The following is a 17,958-nucleotide window of genomic DNA, read 5'->3' as shown; positions in this document are numbered from 1 at the left end:
GACGCGCGGCGAACTGAACTCGCCGCACGGGGGACGGGGGACAAGGTGAAGAACTATCGACCGCACATCTTGGTCGCAGTCGTGCTGGCGATCGCACTCCTGACCAACTGGCCGGGCACGGTGCGCAACGTGCTGGCCGATCTGCGCTTCGCATGGCAGTCGCGTGCGGCGACCGGCGATGTCGTCGTGATCGCCATCGATGCCCCCTCGATCGAGCGGATCGGCGTCTGGCCCTGGCCGCGCCGGCTTCATGCCGAACTTCTGCAGCGGCTCGATGCCGCCGGGATCAACGACGTCGCCTTCGACGTCGATTTCTCCACACCTTCGGATCCGGCGTCCGACCGCGCCTTCGTCGAGGCGTTGCGCGGCGCCGGCGGATCGACCGTGCTGCCCGCCTTCAAGCAGCCTGGCGCCGACGGCACCACCTATTTCAATCGCCCGCTGCCGCAGTTCCGCGACCAGGCCTGGACGGCGGTCGTCAACGTCGCGGTCGAGCCGGACGGGCTGGTGCGCCGCTATACTTTCGGCCAGAAACTCGACGCCGAATTCCTGCCCTCGATGGGCGCCGTGCTCGCCGGGCAGTTCGACGCCAACAGCCCCTCCTTCCTGATCGACTTCAGCATCCGCTCCGCGACGATCCCGAAAGTTTCCTTCATCGACGTGCTGCGCGGCGACGAGGCGACGCTGAAGCGGCTGAAGGGCAGGAAGGTCATCGTCGGCGGCACCGCGCTCGAGCTCGGCGACCGCTTCTCCACGCCGAATGGCGGCATCGTCGCCGGACCGGTGCTGCAGGCGGTTGCGGCCGAATCGATCCTGCAGGGCCGCGTGCTGCACTGGACCTCCGCTACCGTGACTTCTGCCGGCCTGTTGCTGCTGGCGCTGGCGATGTTCCTGACCTGGCGCCGCTTCTCTGCCGGCGCGCGCGCAGCGGCTCTCGTCGTCTCAGCGGTTGCAATCGAGGCGGCCGGCTTCGTGCTGCAGGCCAATTACCCGCTCGTACTCGACACCGCGCTGTTCCACATCGCCATCGTAGTCTACATCACTGCCGTCGCGCTCGACGAAATCGACATCCGCGCCCTGCTCGGTCGCGTCGCCGAGAGCCGTTTCCAGCGCATCGCGATGTCGCTCGGCGACGGGCTGATCTGCACCGACGCCAACTACCTGATCACGGTCTGGAACACCGGCGCGGACGCAATGTTCGGCTATCGCGCCGAGGACATGATCGGAAAGCCGTTCGAGGCGATCTGCGCCGGCAGCGGCAACGCATTGTCGATCAGCGAAGCCGCCCGTCATTCGCCCGGCACCGTCATCGAGTTCGACGGCCGGCGCAGCAACGGCGAGGTATTCCCGGTCGAAGCCAGCTTCTCCGGCTGGCAAGGCACCGAAGGCTATCAATATGGCGCGATCCTGCGCGACATCTCCGTGCGCAAGCGCGAGGCGGAGAGGATCCGCTATCTCGCCGAGCACGATACGCTGACGGGACTGGCCAACCGGAATACGCTCGATGCCAGGCTGGCGGCGATGATTGCGCGCGCCGAAGCCGAAGGCGGCGAGCTTGCGCTGCTGGTGGTCGGCCTCGACGGGTTCCAGCGGATCAACGACACGCTGGGCCATGCCAATGGCGACCTGGTGCTGCGCGCGGTCGCCGAGCGGCTGAAGCTGCATGTCGGCAGCAACGCCATTGTTGCGCGCCTCTCCGGCGACGAATTCGCCCTGGCGTACTGCTGCGCCGACATGGCCGAAAGTGTAGCCGCCCTTGCGGAGCGCATTCGCCGTGCCTTCGACGAGCCGGTGCAGGCAGCGACGCGGCCGTATCGCGTCAAGGTCTCGATCGGGGCCGCGGTGTATCCCGCCGGCGGCCGCACCGCGGATGAACTGCTCAGCAACAGCCACATTGCCTTCTACCGCGCCAAGGCAATCAAGCGCGGCGGCTATGTCGCCTTCGAGAACTCGATCCGGCAGGAACTGGAGCAGCGTCTGACGCTGGAACACGAACTGGCGCATGCCGCCGAACGCGGCGAATTCGAGCTGTTCTACCAGCCGCAGGTGCATCTCGGCGACATCGGGCTGGTCGGCGCCGAGGCGCTGATCCGCTGGCATCATCCGGTGCGCGGCCTGATCCCGCCCGGCGAATTCATGTCCGTCGTCAACAGCTCGGGAATTTCGGATCGCATCGCCGATTGGGTGTTGCAGACGGCCTGCCGGCAGGCGCGCGCCTGGGAACGCGCAGGCCACCCCCTGCGCGTCGGCATCAACCTGTCGCCGTCACAGTTGCAATCCGGCGACCTCGCAAGGACTGTCGCCGAGGTGCTGGCGGCGACCGGCGTCACGCCGTCGCTGATCGAACTGGAAGTCACCGAAGACATCCTGCTCACCGACGAGCAGCGCGTGCTCGATACCTTCCTGCGCATCCAGAAGCTCGGCGTGCGCCTGGTGTTCGACGATTTCGGCACGGGATTTGCGAGCCTGAGCTACCTGAAGAAATTCCCGCTCGACGGGCTCAAGATCGACCGCTCCTTCGTGCGCGACCTGCTGACCGATTCCGACGACGCCGCCATCGTCTCCTCGACCATCTCCCTCGGCAAGCAGCTCGGGCTTTCCGTGATCGCCGAAGGCATCGAGAACCGCGCCACCGCGGAACTGCTCGCGACCATGGGCTGCGAGGAAGGCCAGGGCTATTTCTTCGGCAAGCCGATGCCGGTCGCGGCGCTGGAAGAGCAGTTCGAGCAGTTCATGGCGGCGAAGCGAACGCCCGAAAAGGCCATCGCCTAAAGCACAGGCTCAGGCGGCGGCGCTCAGCTGCTTCTCGAACTGTTCGAACGCGGCGATCGCACCGGCGGCGTACATCAGCGAGGGACCGCCGCCCATGTAGACGGCCATGCCGAGCGCCTCCTCGACCTCCTGGCGCGTGGCACCCAGCTTGACGAGAGCCTCGGCATGAAAGCCGATGCAACCGTCGCAATGCGCGGCGACGCCGATCGCGAGCGCGATCAGCTCCTTGGTCTTCTTGTCCAGCGCGCCGTCGCGGGTCGCAGCCTGCGCCATCGCGGAGAAGCCCTGCATGGTGTCGGGGATGTCCTTGCGCAGCTTGCGCAGGTTGGCGGTGATTTCCTTGCAGATTTCCGGGTAATTCTTGTCCATCGTCTTCCTCTTCATGTGGTTCCGGTGTCGGCGGGTTGCGGCTCGGCAGGCGCACGCAGTGCTATGTAGATGGCCGGGATCACGAGCACGGTCAGCAGCGTCGACGAGGCGAGGCCGAACAGCAGCGAGATCGCGAGTCCCTGGAAGATCGGATCGAGCAGGATGGTCGCAGCGCCGATCATGGCAGCCAATGCCGTCAGCAGGATCGGCTTGAAGCGCACCGCGCCGGCCTCGAGCACGATCTCGCGCAGCGACCGGCCTTCCGCGCCGCTGTGGCGGATGAAGTCCACGAGCAGGATCGAATTGCGCACGATGATGCCGGCCAGCGCGATGAACCCGATCATCGAGGTCGCGGTGAACGGCGCTCCCAGCAGCCAGTGACCGATCAGGATGCCGATCAGGGTCAGCGGGATCGGCGTCAGGATCACCAGCGGCAGGCGGAAGCTGCCGAACTGCGCTACCACAAGCACATAGATGCCGAGGATTGCCGCGCCGAAGGCCGCGCCCATGTCGCGGAACGTCACGTAGGTGATTTCCCATTCGCCGTCCCACAGCAGCGTCGGACGCGACTCGTCGGCGGGCTGTCCATGCAGGCCGATCGCGGGCTTCGGCAGCTTGCCCCAATCATGGGCGTCGATGCGGTCGGCGACCGCCAGCATGCCGTACAGCGGCGCTTCGTAACGGCCGGCCAATTCCGCCATCACCATGTCGGCGAAGCGGCCGTCGCGGCGGAAGATCGCCGGCGTGCCGTCTTCCATGGTGGCCTTCACCACCTGGCCCAGTTCCACGACGGTCCTGCTTCCCGGCAGCGTGTTGGCCGGCACGGGCGTCGAGGCCAGTGCCTCGTCCCAGACCAGGCCCCGCTTCGGCAGGCGCACCGCGATCTCGATCGGATTGCGGTCCTCGCCGCGGTGCGAGTAGCCGATCGAGATGCCGCCGAACAGCGCCTGGATGGTATCGTAGACGTCGCGCTGCTCGACACCGAAGAATTCCAGCCGCTCCTGGTCGATCGACAGCCGCAGCCGCGGCCGCTTCTCGCCGATGGAATCGTCGATGTCGACGATGAAGGGCACTTCGGCAAATATCTTCTTCAGCTCGCCCGTGACGGCACGGCGCGTCGCGGCATCGGGACCGTAGATCTCGGCGAGCAGCGTCGCCAGCACCGGCGGCCCTGGCGGCACCTCGACCACCTTGATACTGGTGCCGGCCGGCACGTCGAGCGCCTTCAGCCGCTGCCGCAGGTCGAGCGCGATGTCGTGGCTCGCGCGCTTGCGTTCGCCGCGCGGTGCGAGGTTGACCTGCACTTCGCCCAATTCGGGCCGTTCGCGCAGATAATAATGCCGCACCAAGCCGTTGAAATTGAACGGCGCCGGCGTACCGGCATAGGATTGCAGCGACGTGACCTCCGGCAATTGCCGCGCGATCTCAGCGGCCGCGAACAGCGTGCGCTCGGTAGCCTCGAGGCTTGCGCCCTCCGGCAAATCGACCACGACCGCGATTTCGGACTTGTTGTCGAATGGCAGCAGCTTGACCGTGACCGATTTCGTCGCAAACAGCGTCATCGACAGCAACGTGGCAATGCCGACGCCGAGCAGGAATATCCAGGACGACCGCTTGCTGCTGACAATCGGGCTTGCGACACGCCGGTACAGGCGGCCGAGAATACCTTCGTCGTGGCCGTGCGCGGCGTGCGCGGCAGCCGGCGCACCCTTCGGCGCCAGGCGCAGCATCAGCCACGGCGCCACCACGACGGCGACGAAGAAAGAGAACAGCATCGCCGCCGAGGCGTTCGCCGGGATCGGGGCCATATAGGGGCCCATCAATCCCGACACGAACAACATCGGCAACAGTGCCGCGACCACCGTGAGCGTGGCGACGATGGTGGGGTTGCCGACTTCCGCGACCGCCTCGATGGTGGCCTGCAGGCGCGGCCTGGCGTCGCGCATGGCCCAGTGCCGTGCGATGTTCTCGACCACGACGATGGCGTCGTCGACGAGGATGCCGATCGAGAAGATCAGCGCGAACAGGCTGACGCGGTTGATGGTGTAGCCCATCAGGTTGGCCGCGAACATCGTCAGCAGGATCGTCGTCGGGATCACCACGAAGGTCACGACCGCCTCGCGCCAGCCGATCGCAATCGCGATCAGCACGACGATCGAGATCGTCGCCAGGCCGAGATGGAACAGCAGTTCGTTCGCCTTCTCGTTGGCGGTCTCGCCATAGTCGCGGGTGACCGTGACCTGGACGTCGTCGGGAATCAGGCGGGATTTCAGCCCCTGGAGTCGCTGTGCGATATCGGCCGAGACCACGACGGCATTGGCGCCGGCGCGCTTGGCCAAAGCGAGACTCACCGCGGGCGCCCGCGCCCATTGTCCTTTCGCCTCGCGCGCGTCGTTCCAGACCCGGTGCTCGGTCGCGCTCGGGCCGATCACGACCGAGGCGACATCCTTGACGTAGACCGGCCGGCCGTCACGGGTGGAGATCAACAAGAGGCCGATGTCGGGAACGCCGCCGAGCGTCTGACCCGCGGCGACGTTGCGCACCGTGCCGGCATCGCGGACCCGGCCCGCCAGGAAGGAACGGTTGGCGTCCCTGACCTTGCCGACCAGCTGCTGCAGCGTGACGCCGAACAGCGCCAGCTTCTCCGGGTCCGGCTCGACCCTGATCTGCTGAGCGCTTCCGCCGGAAATATAGGTGAGCCCGATGCTGTCCACCTTCATCAGTTCGGAACGCAGCTTGTCGGCAAGCTCGAACAAATCCTTGTCGGTCCAGCGCTCCGCCGCTTCCGGCTTCGGCGACAGCGTCAGGACCGTCACGGCGACATCGTTGATGCCGCGGCCGACGATCAGGGGCTCCGGAATGCCGACGGGGATGCGGTCGAGATTGGCGCGAATCTTCTCGTGAACGCGAAGGATCGCGTCCTCGGCCTTGGTGCCGACCAAGAAGCGCGCGGTCACCATCGCGCGGTCGTCTTCGGTCTGGCTGTAGACGTGCTCGACGCCGTCGATCCCCTTGACGATGGACTCCAGCGGCTTGGTGACGAGCTCGACCGCGTCGGGTCCGCGCAGCCCGTCGGCGTTGACGCGGATATCGACCATGGGAACGCTGATCTGCGGCTCCTCCTCGCGCGGGATCACGACGACGGCGATGAGGCCGACGGCAAGCGCAGCGAGCAGGAACAACGGCGTCAGCGGCGAGGCGATCGTCGCCCGGGTGAGCCGGCCGGAAATTCCGAGATTCATGGCCGCACCAATTGGTCGCCGGCCCCAATGCCCGACAGGATCTCGAGCCCGTCCGGAAGCGAGGGCGACGGCAGTTCGCGGCCGCGCTGCACCGGGACATCGATGGTCCGGCCTGGCTGCACCAGGCTGACATAGTCGATTCCAAACCGGGTCTTCACATAACCGGCGGGAATCACGAAGGCCGGTCGCGAGCCGCCGGAAACCCACACCCGCAGCCGGTCGCCAACGAAATATTCGCCGAGCCCCTCGACGCTCGCGTCCGCAATCACCCTGCCCTCCTCGATCTGCGGATAGACGAGATCGATGACGCCCCATTTGGGGGAATTCTCGCCGAGCTCGGCGCCATCGACACGAATCCGGTCGCCGGTCTTCAGGAAGCGCGCGTGCCGCTCGGGCACCCGCAGCCGCAATTTGAAATTCTGCTGTGCAACGGTGACGACGGGATCGCCCGGCAGGACGACGGAACCGACGGTGACCAGCTTCTTCAAGACCCGCCCGTCGGACGGCGCCAGCACCTGGCCCTCGCTGAGTTGCTGGTTGACGACCGCGCGCTCGGCGGTCTTCGCGCGCAGGCCGTTCTCAGCGACGTTCAGCGCCGTGCGCGCCTCGTCGAGCTTGACGCGCGGCAGCGTACCGCGCTCGACCAGCCCCTCGATGCGCGTGAAGTCGATCTGCGCCTGGTTTGCCTGCGCATGCAGCGCCTCGATCTGCGCGTCCAGCGACTTCATCTGCAGCACCAACTTCTCGTCGCCGATCGCCGCGATCGCCTGCCCCCGTGTCACGCGGTCGCCTTCCCGGACATTGAGCTGGACAACGGTGCCGCCGATACGCCCGCGTGCCGGCACCACGCTGATGCTCTCGACCGTCGCGAACACCGCCTTTTCGTCGGCAATTTGTTGCCGCTCCACGGTCAGCGTCTCGGCGGCGGCGGCAACACCCGAAGGCAGGCCGGCGGCCGCGAGAGCCGCCTGCAATGCCAGGAACCTTACGAAGCGTGCAGTCATGGGAACCTTTCCACCGCGTGGGGCGGCGCCAGATCGGCATTTCATTGGCATTGCCGCAGCCGGCGTTGATCTCGCTCAACACGCCGCTGCGCGGGCGCCAATAGGTTTACTTTGTCCTTGCGGACTTCGGGGCGCAGAACACCTGATAGAGAGTCTTCAGGATCTCGCGCGCGGGCTCGCTGGCGATCGAATAGTAGATCGTCTGCGCATCCCGCCGCGCCGACACCAGGCCATCCTTGCGAAGGAGCGCCAGATGCTGCGACACGGTGGAATCCCGCAGATTCAGGAAGGCGGCCAGTTCGCCGACCGACCGTTCGCCGTCGATCAGCTGGCAGATGATCAGGAGCCGGTGCCGGTTGGAGAGCGCCTTGAGAAGATCGCTCGCCTGATCGGCCGCCCGCTCCATGATGTCGCTATTTATTTTCATACTTGCGTATATACGATAGTTCGCATATATAGTCAAGCACTGCATGACAGACTCAACATCGCCAGGATCGAGGAAGTCAGGACCGGCACATGAGCGAGACGCACCAGATCGTTTGCGGGCATTGCGGGCGGATCAACCGCCTGCCGGCCGCGCGTGCGCCGCAGGGCGCGCGCTGCGGCGCCTGCCACCAGCCGATCTTTACCGGACACCCCCTGGAGGTCGATGAGGAAGGTTTTGGACGCCACGTCGCCAACAGCGATATTCCGCTTCTCGTCGACATATGGGCGCCGTGGTGCGGTCCGTGCCGCGCGATGGCGCCGATGTTCGAGCGCGCGGCTCGGCAGCTCGAGCCGAACGTCCGGTTGCTGAAACTCAATTCCGATTCCGCTCCTGCCCTGTCCTCGCGGCTCGGCATCAGCGGCATACCCACCCTGCTCCTGATGCGCGGCGGCAAGGAGATCGCCCGGCATGCCGGCGCGATGGACGCCCGCAACATCGTCGCGTGGACCGAAGCAGGCCTGTCCCGATCGTAGTCATCCAACCCACAAGGAGTCTCCCATGAATGTCGATAAAGCCGTTCTCGCCTTTGCAGGATTTGTCGTCCTGCTCGGCCTCTCGCTCGGTTACTATGTCAACGCCTACTGGTACCTGCTGACGGCGTTTGCCGGGCTCAACATGTTCCAGGCATCGTTCACGGGCTTCTGTCCGGCGGCGATGGTCTTCAAGAAGCTCGGGCTGCGCGACGGTTGCGCGTTCAACTGAGTGGCGCGGGGGTCGCGAGACCCCCTCGTCAGACAAGGATTTGTCCATGAGTTATCATTTTTCGAAGACCGTCAGCCTGCCGTTCGACAAGGCGGTTGAGGCCACTACTGCGTCGCTGAAAAACCACGGCTTTGGCGTGCTCACCCAGATCGACGTCAAGGACACCCTGAACAAGAAGATCGGGGTTGACTTCCGGCCGTATCTCATACTCGGCGCCTGCAACCCCAGGCTTGCACATGAGGCGCTTGCGCTCGAGGACAAGATCGGGACCATGCTGCCCTGCAACGTGGTGGTTCAGCAGCACGAAGGAGGAGCCGTCGAGATCTCGGCGGTCGACCCGGTTGCGTCGATGAGCGCGATCGAGAACCCGAGACTCGGCGCCGTTGCCGGCAAGGTCCGCGAACTGCTCAAGCAGGTCGTCGCTGAAATCGCCTGAGCAGACGGGCACCGGTTGCGGGAGATAACCCATGAGCGACGACACCTTCATCGAAGGCCCACTCTATGCGCCTCGCGCCAAGGTCTATCCGCAGGCCGTGCACGGCAGGTTCCGCCGCATCAAGTGGACGATCCTCTGCATCACGCTCGGGATCTACTACCTGCTGCCCTTCGTTCGCTGGGACCGCGGGCCCGGCTTGCCGGGTCAGGCCGTCCTGATCGATTTCCCGCACCGGCGCTTCTACTTCTTCTTCGTCGAGCTGTGGCCGCAGGAGGTCTATTACCTCACGGGCCTGCTCATTCTCGCGGCCATGATGCTGTTCCTGATGAACGCCGTGGCGGGCCGCATCTGGTGCGGCTACATGTGCCCGCAGACGGTCTGGACCGACCTGTTCTACGCGGTGGAGCGCTGGGTCGAAGGCGACCGGCGCGAGCGGATCATGAGCGACAAGCGCGGCTGGACGTTCAAGCACATCCGCCAGGTCGCGCTCAAGCACTTCCTCTGGCTCATGATCGCCTGGTGGACCGGCGGGGCATGGGTGCTCTATTTCGCCGACGCCCCGACGCTGGTGAAGGAGCTTGCGACCTTCCAGGCGCCCTTCATCGCCTATCTCTGGATCGGAATCCTCACCGCCACGACTTACGTCTTCGCCGGCCATGCCCGCGAGCAGATGTGCATCTACATGTGCCCGTGGCCGCGCATCCAGGCTGCGCTCACCGATGAATGGGCGCTCAACGTCACCTACAAGCTCGACCGCGGCGAACCGCGCATGTCGGTGAAGAAGGCCGAGCATGCGCGCGCCCACGGCGAGACGGTCGGCGACTGCGTCGATTGTCATCAATGCATCAACGTCTGTCCGACCGGCGTCGACATCCGCGACGGCATTCAGCTCGGCTGCATCCAGTGCGGCCTGTGCATCGATGCCTGCGATACCGTCATGAAGCAGATCGATCGTCCCACCGGACTGATCGGCTACGACACCGACGTCAACATGCAGCGGCGGCGCGAGGGCAAGGCCCCGCTCTACCGGCCGGTCCGCCCGCGCACCATCCTCTATGCCGTCGCCATCGCCATCGTCGGCGGCGTCATGCTGTATTCGCTGCTCACCAGAAGCACGATGGGCATCAACGCCCTGCATGAGCGCAACCCGCTGTTCGTCCAGCTGAGCGATGGCGGTATCCGCAACGATTACACCGTCCGTCTGCTCAACAAGGGCGCGGAGAGATCCTTCGCGATCGACGTCTCCGGACTGCAGGGCGCGCAGGTCCAGATTGCCGGCGTTCCGCGCCGGCCCGACGGCAAGTTGATCGTCGATGTCGGCCTGGACCAGACCCGCGAAGTCCGCCTGTCGGTGCAGGTCGATCCGGCCGCGATTCCGCAGAAGACCGTGGATATCGAAATCAGGGCGACCGACGTCGTTACCGGCCAGACTGCGACCGCGCGCGACCATTTCGTGCCTGGCGGGCGTTAGGCGGCCAATGCCGGTGCCGGCAATGTCCGGCGCCGGGAGGCCTCCCCGACGCGGTGATGCCTAACGAGCGGTTAACATTACCGCTCGATATCGATGGGGTTCCTCCCGGGTTTCTCCAAACTTTTCCGGTAGCTTCACGCCATCAGCGCTGACAAGACGGACGACAGGGGTCAACGACGTCCGCCCGTCGCGCACGGGGATTTTTTGGACGTGGCCGATATCGCCGATACAGCCCTGGTTCACCGCGCATCGAAGCGGGATGCCGCGACGGTGCGCGCCGCGCCGGCGCCGCTCGCAACCGTCAACGCCGATGCCTGGCGCATGCTCGCCGATCGCGCCATCGAGCCGAACGGCTATTACCTGCCCGACTGGGAGCTGGCGGTCGACGCATCCGCGCGCGGCCGCAGCAATGCTTCCGTGATTTGCGCCTGGCGCGATGCCCGCCTGACCGGTCTCCTGCCCGTCATTTCGGCCTGGCGCGCCTGGAAGATTCCGTTGCCGGCGCTGGTCAGCGCCGATCCCTATGGCACGCTGTGCACGCCGCTGCTCGATCGCGAGCTGGCCGAGCCTGCCGCGCTCGAAATCATGAGCCAGGCGCGCGCCGCCGGCGCCCATGCGCTGATTCTTCGCGCGGCGGCGCTCGATGGCCCCGCCATGAAGGCCTTCCGCGAGGAACTGCGCCGCGACGGCTTGCGTCCGGTCCTGCTGCAGTCGCATCTGCGTGCATCGCTGGATGCCACGCGCGACGCCGACGAATTGCTGCAGGAAGCGCTCGGCGCCAAGAAGCTGAAGGAGCTGCGCCGTCAGCGCAACCGGCTCGCCGACCACGGCGCGGTGCATTTCGACATTGCGCGCACGCCCGAGGACGTCGCCTCCGCGGTCGAGACGTTCCTGCAACTCGAAGCCAGCGGCTGGAAAGCCCAGCGCGGCACCGCGCTGGCGCAGGACCCGGGCGACGCCGCCTTCATCCGCCGCGCCACGGTGACGCTGGCCGCCCACGGCCAGTGCGAGATCGTCACGCTGCGCGCCGCCGACACGCCGGTTGCCGCCGGCATCGTGCTGCGCCACCGGGACCGCGCCTTCTTCTTCAAGCTCGGCGTCGACGAGCGCTTTGCGAAATTTTCGCCGGGCGTGCAGCTCACGCTGGAGCTGACGCGGCATCTCTGCGCCGATCCCGCCATCCGCTTCGCCGATTCCACCGCCGCGCCCGACCACCCCATGATCAATCCGATCTGGCGCGGACGCCTCGCCATCGGCGACGTGCTCATTCCGCTGCGGCGCCACGATCCCGTCGTTCCGCTGATTCGCGCCGCACTGGCGCTGCGCCAGGCGATTCGCGAGCCGGCCCGCCGCGCCGTTCGTTTCCTCCGGCAATGCCGGGAAAGCCGTCAGGAGAAGTCCGCATGAACACGACCACGGCGGTTGCCCCCGTCATCACCGCTTCCAACGACGCGCTGCGCCGCGACTTTCCGCTGAGGCCGTTCGCGATCCGCCACAAGCTTTCCGGCCATCCGCTGCTGACGCTGCCGCGCATTGCGCAGCTGGCGGCCGAGCTGCCGCGCGACCTCATCGAATACAATTCCGGCAAGGTCGCAATCAGCCAGGATCCGGACGCGATCCCCTCCGTCGATCTCGATCCGGTCGAGGTGGTGAAGCGCATCGAGACCGCCGGCGCCTGGATGGTGCTCAAGCGCGTGGAGAATTCGCCGGAATATCGCAGACTGCTGGAAGACACGCTGCTGTCGGTCGCCCGCGCCCGCGGCTTCAACAGCCTTCTCGATGCCGGCTTCGAGCAGGTCGAGGGATTCCTGTTCGTGTCCTCGCCGAATTCGACGACGCCGTTCCACCTCGACAGCGAGGACAATTTCTTCGTCCACATCCACGGCGAAAAGTTTTTCACCATCTACGACAACACCGACCGCGCCGTCGTCGACGACGACGAGATCGAGCGCTCGATGACCAAGCACCGCAACCTGAAATTCGACGAGCGCTTCGCGCCGCGCGCCACCGAATTCCATCTTTTCGCGGGCGAAGGCTGCTACGTGCCCTATCAGTGGCCGCACTGGGTGCGCACCGCCGGCACCTATTCGATCTCGATGGCGATCACCTGGAAGACGCGCGAGGTCCGCCGCAACAACGATCTGCACTTCTTCAATTCGTGGCTGCGCGGCATCGGCCTGCCGCAGAAGCCGCCGGGCCGGCAGCCGGCGCTGGACGCGCTGAAGCTCGCGCTCTATCGCACCGTTGCGACCGCAATCAGGCCGCTGAGAAGCTCCATGGCGATGCGCAAGGTGCTGCGCCGCATCGCGCTCGGCAAGAAGGCGAATTATTATCTGAAGGGGGCGTGAGCCCTACTCCGCCGCCTGCGCGTTGATCTCCGCCGAGACCTGACGGATCGCCCGCGCGAGCTGCTCGGCCGGCTGCGCGCCCGACACCGCGTATTTCTGCGCGAACACGAAGGTCGGCACGCCGGAAATGCCCTTGTCGGAGGCTTCCTGCGCCCAGGAGGAGATCAGCGCTACGTCTTCATCGGTGGCAAGGCGCCTGCGCACGTCCTCGGCATCGAGGCCGACATCGGCTGCCGCCTGCACCAGCACATTGGCGTCGGTGAGGTCGCCGCCGTCGCGGAAATAGAGCTCCATCAGGCGCTGCTTCATCTCGGCGGCCTTGCCCTGCTGATCGGCCCAGTGGATCAGCCGGTGGCAGTCGATGGTGTTGGGCTGGCGCTTGACCAGCTCGGGGCGATAGCTCAGCCCCTCCTCGCTTGCGGCCTGCACGACGCGGCCGGCGATGCCCTTGTAGGCCTCGACCGAGCCGAACTTGGCGGTGAGATATTCGTCGCGGCTGATGCCCTCGCGCGGCACCCAGGAATTGAGGAAGAACGGCCGCCAGCGCACTTCGACGGGCACATCGGGCACCAGCGCCAGCGCATCCTCGATGCGGCGCTTGCCGATGTAGCACCAGGGACAGACCACGTCGGAGACGATGTCGAGCTTCAGCGGCTTCAGGTCGCTCATGGCATTCTCCTGGACTTCTCCCGGCTGGAATGGAGCGCTGAACATAGCCCGATCCCGCGGCGGGACAAGGGCGGGGGCCGCATGGCCCACCCAACATAACCTCCGCGGTTATTGCGGGATTCGCGGAGCCGCCATAGCAATCGACCGACGAACGCCCAGCGGAGACGCCCATGACCGCCATTTTCAAGCCCGAAGGCCCCCTGTTCCGTGCTACCGAGCAGGCGGGAGGACCGTGGTCGCCGGACATGCTGCAAGGCAGCGCCACCACCGGACTGATGACGCGCGAGGTGGAGCGGCTGGCCAATGCCAGCGGCTTCGCGGTGCGCCGCCTCACCTTCGATCTCTGGCGGCCGGCAGGATTGCGCGCGTTCGGCGTGGCGAGCGAGATGCTGCGCGACGGCCGCAAGGCCAAGACGCTGCAGGTGCGGCTGATGGACGGCGACACCGAAATCGGCCGCTGCACGGCGCTCTTGACCGCGCAGGGCGGCGAGTCGCCCGCCGACCCCTTCGGCAAGACCGCGGCCGCCGATGCGCCGCCCGAGAGCGGCACGCCGCCGCCGGGCTTCGCGCAACGCTGGAGCAAATATTTCCAGAACGTCTCGGTGCGCCTGATCGAGGGCGCGCTGGAGAAGCCCGGCCCCGCGGCGGCATGGATGCGGCTCGACGTGCCCATGGTCGAGGGCGAGGCCAACACGCCGCTGTTGCAGGCGGTGCAGGCTGCGGATTTCTCCAGCGGCGTCGCGCAGATCGTCGACATGCGCGAATGGACCTTCATCAATCCCGAGATCAGCCTGTATTTCTTCCGGCCGCCCGAGGGCGAGTGGATCCTGATCCGCTCACGGACGCGAGTCGGCGCCAATGGCGCAGGGCTGACCACGGCGACGCTGAGCGACCGCCAGGGACCGTTCGCGGAAGTGATGCAGGCGATGAGCTTCGAGCGGCGCGAGGCGCAGGCTCAGGCGTCGTGAGCCGCTTCTTCGAGAACGGCCTGCGACGCATCGTCCGCCGGCATGAACATCTCCACGCGCAGTTCCTGCAACGTGATGTCCTGCGGCGTGCCGAGCGTGAGCACCGTGCCGATCAGGCCCACCGCGATGTCGCCCTTGCGCAGGCGCACCTCGCACAGCGGACCCGGCGTCTCGTTCTCGTCGAACTGGGCCGCCGGCAGATCGGGCAGCTTCAACAGCTCGCGCCAGGTCGATTGCAGCGCAAGATCGAGCGGCGCCGCCATCGCCTCGTGCCGCGCGCGCATCAGCAGCGCGGCGGCGACTTTCGGCCAGTTCTCGACATAGGGGCGCAACTCGTCCGGCGCGAGAAACATCCGCATGTGGTTGAGCGGGCGCTGCATGCGCGCCTCGCCCAGCAGCATCGTCATCAGCCGCGCCGCCGCGGCATTGGCCTGCAGCACGTTCCAGCGCCGATCGGTGACGATGGCGGGAAACGGCTCGTGTCGCTTCAACAGGAGATCGATCGCGCGCTTTGCGTCTGCGACCTCGGGCGCGGCCAGATCGCGCTCGCCATACTGCCGCGCAAAGCCGCCGGCCTCGAGCAGCGCGTTGCGGTCGCGCAGCGATAGATCAAGCGCGCCGGCCAGTTGCAGTAGGATATCGCGGCTGCCGACGGCCTTGCCGGTTTCGACGAAGCTCAGATGCTTGATCGAGATGCCGGCCTCGAAAGCAAGATCGGCCTGACTCATGGCGCGGCGGGTGCGCCAGCCGCGCAGGAGATCGCCGACGGGATTGCCGTGCGATTCGGATTTGGAGAGGCGCCTGTCCATGCGCGGATTATGCGAAAGCGCAACGCTGCTGTAAACGCGTCACTTTGCTGGAGCATGATCTCCGCGCAAACGCTTCGCGTTTGTCGCAGGGAAGACCGGTCTCCACTTCTCCGGATCGTGCTCAATCGCGCGGCTGCATCTCCTTCAGCCGCCGGGCGGTCAGTTCGTCCGCGGGGAAGAACGTCTCCAGCGCGAGCTCCGACAGCGTGACGTCGACGGGCGTGCCGAACACCATGGTGGTGGAAATGAAACTCAGCACCTCGCCCTGGTGACGGAGCTTGAAGGGGATCGCGACATTGTCCGCTGACACCGGCCCCGAACGCGCGGGCAGCGGATAGCTGCGCAGATCATTGTAGAGCCTGATCAGTTCGGGATCGGCGGTCGCCTCGCACTGGCGATGCAGCCGCTCCAGCAGATGCGCGGCCCATTCGCCGAGATTGACGGTGCGCGGGGCAAGCCCCTCGGGATGGAAGGCCAGCCGCAGGATATTGAAGGGCGGGCTGAGCAGCTTTGGCGGCACGCCTTCCAGGATCGGCGCCAGCATCCGGTTGGCCGCCACCAGATTCCAGTGCCGGTCATAGGCCAGCGCCGGGTTCGGCTCATGCGCCTTCAGGACGAGGTCGATCGCCTCGCGCGCCGACTTCAGCGCGGGATCGTCGAGCGCGCGTTGCGGGAAGGCCGGCGCAAAGCCGGCGGCGACGAGAAGCACGTTGCGTTCGCGCAGGGGCACGTCCAGTCGCTCCGCCAGTTTGAGCACCATATCGCGCGACGGCGCCGAGCGGCCGGTTTCCACGAAGCTCAGATGCCGCGCGGAAATCTCGGCTTCGCCGGCGAGGTCGAGCTGGCTCAGATGACGGCGCTGCCGCCATTCGCGCAGGTGCTCGCCAACGTGAAGCGGTCTTGCCGGTTCGGCCCGCGCCGCAGATGCATGTGCGTTCATGGTGGAAACCTACCATGCGAAATCAGCGCATTCCATTACGTGCGAGGTAATCGAAACGGCGCGGCCGGGCCGTCATCCTGGCCAACAAAGGCTTTCCACCTCCCCCACCCCCGAAAGCACAAGGAGAACTGCCATGATCAACCCGTCCTCGTTCCTGCGCCGCGCCCTGATTGCGGATGCCATCTTCAGCGGCGTCGCCGCGCTGGGTTTTGCCCTCGGCGCCGGCGCCTTCGCCCCGCTGTTCAACCTGCCCGAGATTTTCCTGCGTGAAGTCGGCCTGTTCCTGATCACCTATGCCGCCTTCGTCGGCTGGCTCGGCTCGAGGCAGACCCCGATGAAGGCGCTGGTGCTGGTGGTGATCGCAGGCAACGCCGCCTGGACACTCGGCAGCATTGCGCTGTTGTTCTCCGGCGCCGTCTCGCCCAATGCGCTCGGTATGGCCATGGTGGTGGCGCAGGCGATCGCCACCGGCGTGTTCGCCGAGCTGCAATTTATCGGCCTGCGCAAGAGCGGCGACACGGTCGCGGCGTAAGCCCGACCACGCTCGCCTAATGCGCCTGGCCGGCAACATCGGCGCGAAAACACGCATGAGCACTCGCAATTTTCCTTGCCAAGAGGCCTTGCGGCATCGCTTCATTTGCCACCGCAATTGCGCGGCTAGAACATCTTGGGGGAATCGTCATGAATCTCAGCGCGCCGACCCTTCCTGTCTTTATTGTCTCGGTCATCCTCGCCGTCATCGCCCTGCTGGTCCACTATGCCGGAGTGTCCATTCCATGGGCCAGCAAGCATGCGTTCGAGGTGCTGCTGATCGGCTACGCCGCCCTGTTCGCTGGAAATATCTTCAAGGGGATCTAGGCGATCGCTGCGGCGAGACGCCAGCATTGCCCGCATACGACACCATCCGGCGCCCCTGTTGAGCGCCGGACCGGTGTTGGGTTCAGGCTGAGGCGCGCTGCACGCGACCCTGCCCGTCGCTCGCGCGCACGGGGATCTGCGGCTGCACGGCATGGATCTTGTGCGATCCGTGTCCGTTCAGATGCGCGCCGTTCAGCGTCTTGCGCCCGGCCTGCTTGCGCTTGAGCTGGGCGTCCTTCTGCGCCTTTTCGCGCGCCTTCCGCGCCAGCTTCTCTTTTTCCTTCGCGAGCTTCTCGGCGGCCTTGCGCGCCTTCTTCTCGGCCTTTGCCTTCAGGCGCTGCTTCTCCGCCCTCGCCTCGGCGCGCTTCTTCGCACGCTTCTTCACGCAGGCGTCGCACTTGCAGCCGATCGGCTTCAGGTATTCCTTGAAGTAGTCGGTGCCGTAGTCGTAGTTGATCTCCTCGCCGGCCTCGATGTTCTTGATGGCGCGGATGAAGACCTTGCGCTTGCGCGGTTTGACGTCGGATTCCGCATTCGGCTTGCAGGCATGGTTGATGTAGCGGGCGATGTTCTCCCGCACCGAGCCGTCGATGGTCCAGCGGTTGGTCAGCTGGAACAGGTACTTGTTCTCGATCGCATCGTCCTTTTTCTTGTTGCAATCGAGCAGCGGCCCGAAATAGCGGATGATCCGGGTGCCCTTCTTGATCGGCCTGGTGGCGAAGAGGCCGAGCCCGGTGGCGGAGCGGCCGATGCGGTAGGGTTTATTCGACGAAATGGCAGGCATGATCGACTGAAAAACGCTTGTGCTGTCAGGTGTGTCGCGAAGCCACCCTTCTAGAACGATTCCGCTTCGCTGTCAGGTGTTTCCCGCATTGCGATTGAA

Annotated in this window: 18 protein-coding genes; 10 read left to right on the top strand and 8 right to left on the bottom strand. The window is 65.9% G+C overall.

Annotated elements, in window-relative coordinates:
- Nucleotides 1-45: 45 nt before the first annotated feature.
- Complete coding sequence (locus tag HZB49_RS05050; RefSeq protein WP_291609412.1) at nucleotides 46-2,772, top strand: EAL domain-containing protein; 2,727 nt, start codon at nucleotides 46-48, stop codon at nucleotides 2,770-2,772.
- Nucleotides 2,773-2,781: 9 nt separating this feature from the next.
- Here the strand turns inward: HZB49_RS05050 and HZB49_RS05045 are convergent, their stop codons facing one another.
- The 4 genes from HZB49_RS05045 to HZB49_RS05030 form a co-directional block, all read right to left on the bottom strand.
- Nucleotides 2,782-3,141 (bottom strand): carboxymuconolactone decarboxylase family protein, encoded by a 360-nt coding sequence (locus HZB49_RS05045; RefSeq protein ID WP_291609411.1) that lies wholly within the window; start codon nucleotides 3,139-3,141, stop codon nucleotides 2,782-2,784.
- Nucleotides 3,142-3,152: 11 nt separating this feature from the next.
- Nucleotides 3,153-6,383 (bottom strand): efflux RND transporter permease subunit, encoded by a 3,231-nt coding sequence (locus tag HZB49_RS05040; RefSeq protein WP_291609410.1) that lies wholly within the window; start codon nucleotides 6,381-6,383, stop codon nucleotides 3,153-3,155.
- A complete protein-coding gene (locus HZB49_RS05035) occupies nucleotides 6,380-7,387 on the bottom strand; it encodes an efflux RND transporter periplasmic adaptor subunit (protein WP_291609409.1) in 1,008 nt (335 codons plus the stop codon). The genes HZB49_RS05040 and HZB49_RS05035 overlap by 4 nt, the downstream gene beginning before the upstream one ends.
- A 106-nt stretch (nucleotides 7,388-7,493) precedes the next feature.
- Nucleotides 7,494-7,793 (bottom strand): metalloregulator ArsR/SmtB family transcription factor, encoded by a 300-nt coding sequence (locus tag HZB49_RS05030; protein ID WP_291609431.1) that lies wholly within the window; start codon nucleotides 7,791-7,793, stop codon nucleotides 7,494-7,496.
- A gap of 110 nt (nucleotides 7,794-7,903) precedes the next feature.
- Between HZB49_RS05030 and trxC the strand changes: the two genes are divergently transcribed.
- The 6 genes from trxC to HZB49_RS05000 all read left to right on the top strand — a co-directional run bounded on the left by trxC (nucleotide 7,904) and on the right by HZB49_RS05000 (nucleotide 12,831).
- Complete coding sequence (gene trxC, locus HZB49_RS05025) at nucleotides 7,904-8,347, top strand: thioredoxin TrxC (RefSeq protein ID WP_291609408.1); 444 nt, start codon at nucleotides 7,904-7,906, stop codon at nucleotides 8,345-8,347.
- A 25-nt stretch (nucleotides 8,348-8,372) separates the two neighbouring features.
- Entirely contained in the window at nucleotides 8,373-8,576 is a 204-nt protein-coding gene (locus HZB49_RS05020; protein WP_291609407.1) for a DUF2892 domain-containing protein, read from the top strand.
- A gap of 46 nt (nucleotides 8,577-8,622) precedes the next feature.
- The gene (locus tag HZB49_RS05015; protein WP_291609406.1) at nucleotides 8,623-9,012 is read left to right on the top strand and encodes a DUF302 domain-containing protein; all 390 of its coding nucleotides are present in this window, start codon (nucleotides 8,623-8,625) and stop codon (nucleotides 9,010-9,012) included.
- Between the two features lie 31 nt (nucleotides 9,013-9,043).
- Entirely contained in the window at nucleotides 9,044-10,483 is a 1,440-nt protein-coding gene (gene ccoG, locus HZB49_RS05010; RefSeq protein WP_291609405.1) for a cytochrome c oxidase accessory protein CcoG, read from the top strand.
- A 210-nt stretch (nucleotides 10,484-10,693) separates the two neighbouring features.
- The gene (locus HZB49_RS05005; RefSeq protein WP_291609404.1) at nucleotides 10,694-11,890 is read left to right on the top strand and encodes a GNAT family N-acetyltransferase; all 1,197 of its coding nucleotides are present in this window, start codon (nucleotides 10,694-10,696) and stop codon (nucleotides 11,888-11,890) included.
- Nucleotides 11,887-12,831: a cupin-like domain-containing protein gene (locus tag HZB49_RS05000; protein ID WP_291609403.1), complete on the top strand. Its 945-nt coding sequence runs from the start codon at nucleotides 11,887-11,889 to the stop codon at nucleotides 12,829-12,831. The genes HZB49_RS05005 and HZB49_RS05000 overlap by 4 nt, the downstream gene beginning before the upstream one ends.
- A 3-nt stretch (nucleotides 12,832-12,834) precedes the next feature.
- On the opposite strand, the gene HZB49_RS04995 is transcribed toward HZB49_RS05000, so the two are convergent.
- Entirely contained in the window at nucleotides 12,835-13,500 is a 666-nt protein-coding gene (locus HZB49_RS04995) for a DsbA family oxidoreductase (protein WP_291609402.1), read from the bottom strand.
- Nucleotides 13,501-13,670: 170 nt separating this feature from the next.
- On the opposite strand from HZB49_RS04995, the gene HZB49_RS04990 reads away from it, so the two are divergent.
- Complete coding sequence (locus HZB49_RS04990) at nucleotides 13,671-14,468, top strand: thioesterase family protein (RefSeq protein WP_291609401.1); 798 nt, start codon at nucleotides 13,671-13,673, stop codon at nucleotides 14,466-14,468.
- Here the strand turns inward: HZB49_RS04990 and HZB49_RS04985 are convergent.
- Both HZB49_RS04985 and HZB49_RS04980 read right to left on the bottom strand, forming a co-directional pair.
- Nucleotides 14,456-15,277, bottom strand: a complete 822-nt coding sequence (locus tag HZB49_RS04985; protein WP_291609400.1) for a helix-turn-helix transcriptional regulator — start codon at nucleotides 15,275-15,277, stop codon at nucleotides 14,456-14,458. The genes HZB49_RS04990 and HZB49_RS04985 overlap by 13 nt on opposite strands.
- Before the next feature lie 121 nt (nucleotides 15,278-15,398).
- The gene (locus tag HZB49_RS04980) at nucleotides 15,399-16,217 is read right to left on the bottom strand and encodes a helix-turn-helix transcriptional regulator (RefSeq protein WP_291609399.1); all 819 of its coding nucleotides are present in this window, start codon (nucleotides 16,215-16,217) and stop codon (nucleotides 15,399-15,401) included.
- A 133-nt stretch (nucleotides 16,218-16,350) separates the two neighbouring features.
- Between HZB49_RS04980 and HZB49_RS04975 the strand changes: the two genes are divergently transcribed.
- Together HZB49_RS04975 and HZB49_RS04970 are read left to right on the top strand one after the other, a co-directional pair.
- Nucleotides 16,351-16,749 carry a hypothetical protein gene (locus HZB49_RS04975; protein ID WP_291609398.1) on the top strand — a complete coding sequence of 133 codons (399 nt, stop codon included), beginning with the start codon at nucleotides 16,351-16,353 and terminating at the stop codon, nucleotides 16,747-16,749.
- Nucleotides 16,750-16,898: 149 nt separating this feature from the next.
- Entirely contained in the window at nucleotides 16,899-17,075 is a 177-nt protein-coding gene (locus tag HZB49_RS04970; RefSeq protein ID WP_291609397.1) for a hypothetical protein, read from the top strand.
- Nucleotides 17,076-17,157: 82 nt separating this feature from the next.
- Here the strand turns inward: HZB49_RS04970 and HZB49_RS04965 are convergent, their stop codons facing one another.
- Nucleotides 17,158-17,859 carry an SET domain-containing protein gene (locus HZB49_RS04965; RefSeq protein ID WP_291609396.1) on the bottom strand — a complete coding sequence of 234 codons (702 nt, stop codon included), beginning with the start codon at nucleotides 17,857-17,859 and terminating at the stop codon, nucleotides 17,158-17,160.
- Between the last annotated feature and the right edge of the window lie 99 nt (nucleotides 17,860-17,958).

It is taken from the genome of Bradyrhizobium sp. (genome assembly GCF_016219575.1).
Lineage (GTDB): Bacteria > Pseudomonadota > Alphaproteobacteria > Rhizobiales > Xanthobacteraceae > Bradyrhizobium.
This window is presented reverse-complemented; position numbering and strand designations above follow the sequence as displayed.

What these genes read in the sequence shown, in the direction of transcription:
- HZB49_RS05045 (WP_291609411.1), bottom strand. Translation starts at nt 3,141, where the DNA reads ATGGACAAGAATTACCCGGAAATCTGCAAGGAAATCACCGCCAACCTG.
- HZB49_RS05040 (WP_291609410.1), bottom strand. Translation starts at nt 6,383, where the DNA reads ATGAATCTCGGAATTTCCGGCCGGCTCACCCGGGCGACGATCGCCTCG.
- HZB49_RS05035 (WP_291609409.1), bottom strand. Translation starts at nt 7,387, where the DNA reads ATGACTGCACGCTTCGTAAGGTTCCTGGCATTGCAGGCGGCTCTCGCG.
- HZB49_RS05030 (WP_291609431.1), bottom strand. Translation starts at nt 7,793, where the DNA reads ATGGAGCGGGCGGCCGATCAGGCGAGCGATCTTCTCAAGGCGCTCTCC.
- trxC (WP_291609408.1), top strand. Translation starts at nt 7,904, where the DNA reads ATGAGCGAGACGCACCAGATCGTTTGCGGGCATTGCGGGCGGATCAAC.
- HZB49_RS05020 (WP_291609407.1), top strand. Translation starts at nt 8,373, where the DNA reads ATGAATGTCGATAAAGCCGTTCTCGCCTTTGCAGGATTTGTCGTCCTG.
- HZB49_RS05015 (WP_291609406.1), top strand. Translation starts at nt 8,623, where the DNA reads ATGAGTTATCATTTTTCGAAGACCGTCAGCCTGCCGTTCGACAAGGCG.
- ccoG (WP_291609405.1), top strand. Translation starts at nt 9,044, where the DNA reads ATGAGCGACGACACCTTCATCGAAGGCCCACTCTATGCGCCTCGCGCC.
- HZB49_RS05000 (WP_291609403.1), top strand. Translation starts at nt 11,887, where the DNA reads ATGAACACGACCACGGCGGTTGCCCCCGTCATCACCGCTTCCAACGAC.
- HZB49_RS04995 (WP_291609402.1), bottom strand. Translation starts at nt 13,500, where the DNA reads ATGAGCGACCTGAAGCCGCTGAAGCTCGACATCGTCTCCGACGTGGTC.
- HZB49_RS04990 (WP_291609401.1), top strand. Translation starts at nt 13,671, where the DNA reads ATGACCGCCATTTTCAAGCCCGAAGGCCCCCTGTTCCGTGCTACCGAG.
- HZB49_RS04985 (WP_291609400.1), bottom strand. Translation starts at nt 15,277, where the DNA reads ATGGACAGGCGCCTCTCCAAATCCGAATCGCACGGCAATCCCGTCGGC.
- HZB49_RS04980 (WP_291609399.1), bottom strand. Translation starts at nt 16,217, where the DNA reads ATGAACGCACATGCATCTGCGGCGCGGGCCGAACCGGCAAGACCGCTT.
- HZB49_RS04975 (WP_291609398.1), top strand. Translation starts at nt 16,351, where the DNA reads ATGATCAACCCGTCCTCGTTCCTGCGCCGCGCCCTGATTGCGGATGCC.
- HZB49_RS04970 (WP_291609397.1), top strand. Translation starts at nt 16,899, where the DNA reads ATGAATCTCAGCGCGCCGACCCTTCCTGTCTTTATTGTCTCGGTCATC.
- HZB49_RS04965 (WP_291609396.1), bottom strand. Translation starts at nt 17,859, where the DNA reads ATGCCTGCCATTTCGTCGAATAAACCCTACCGCATCGGCCGCTCCGCC.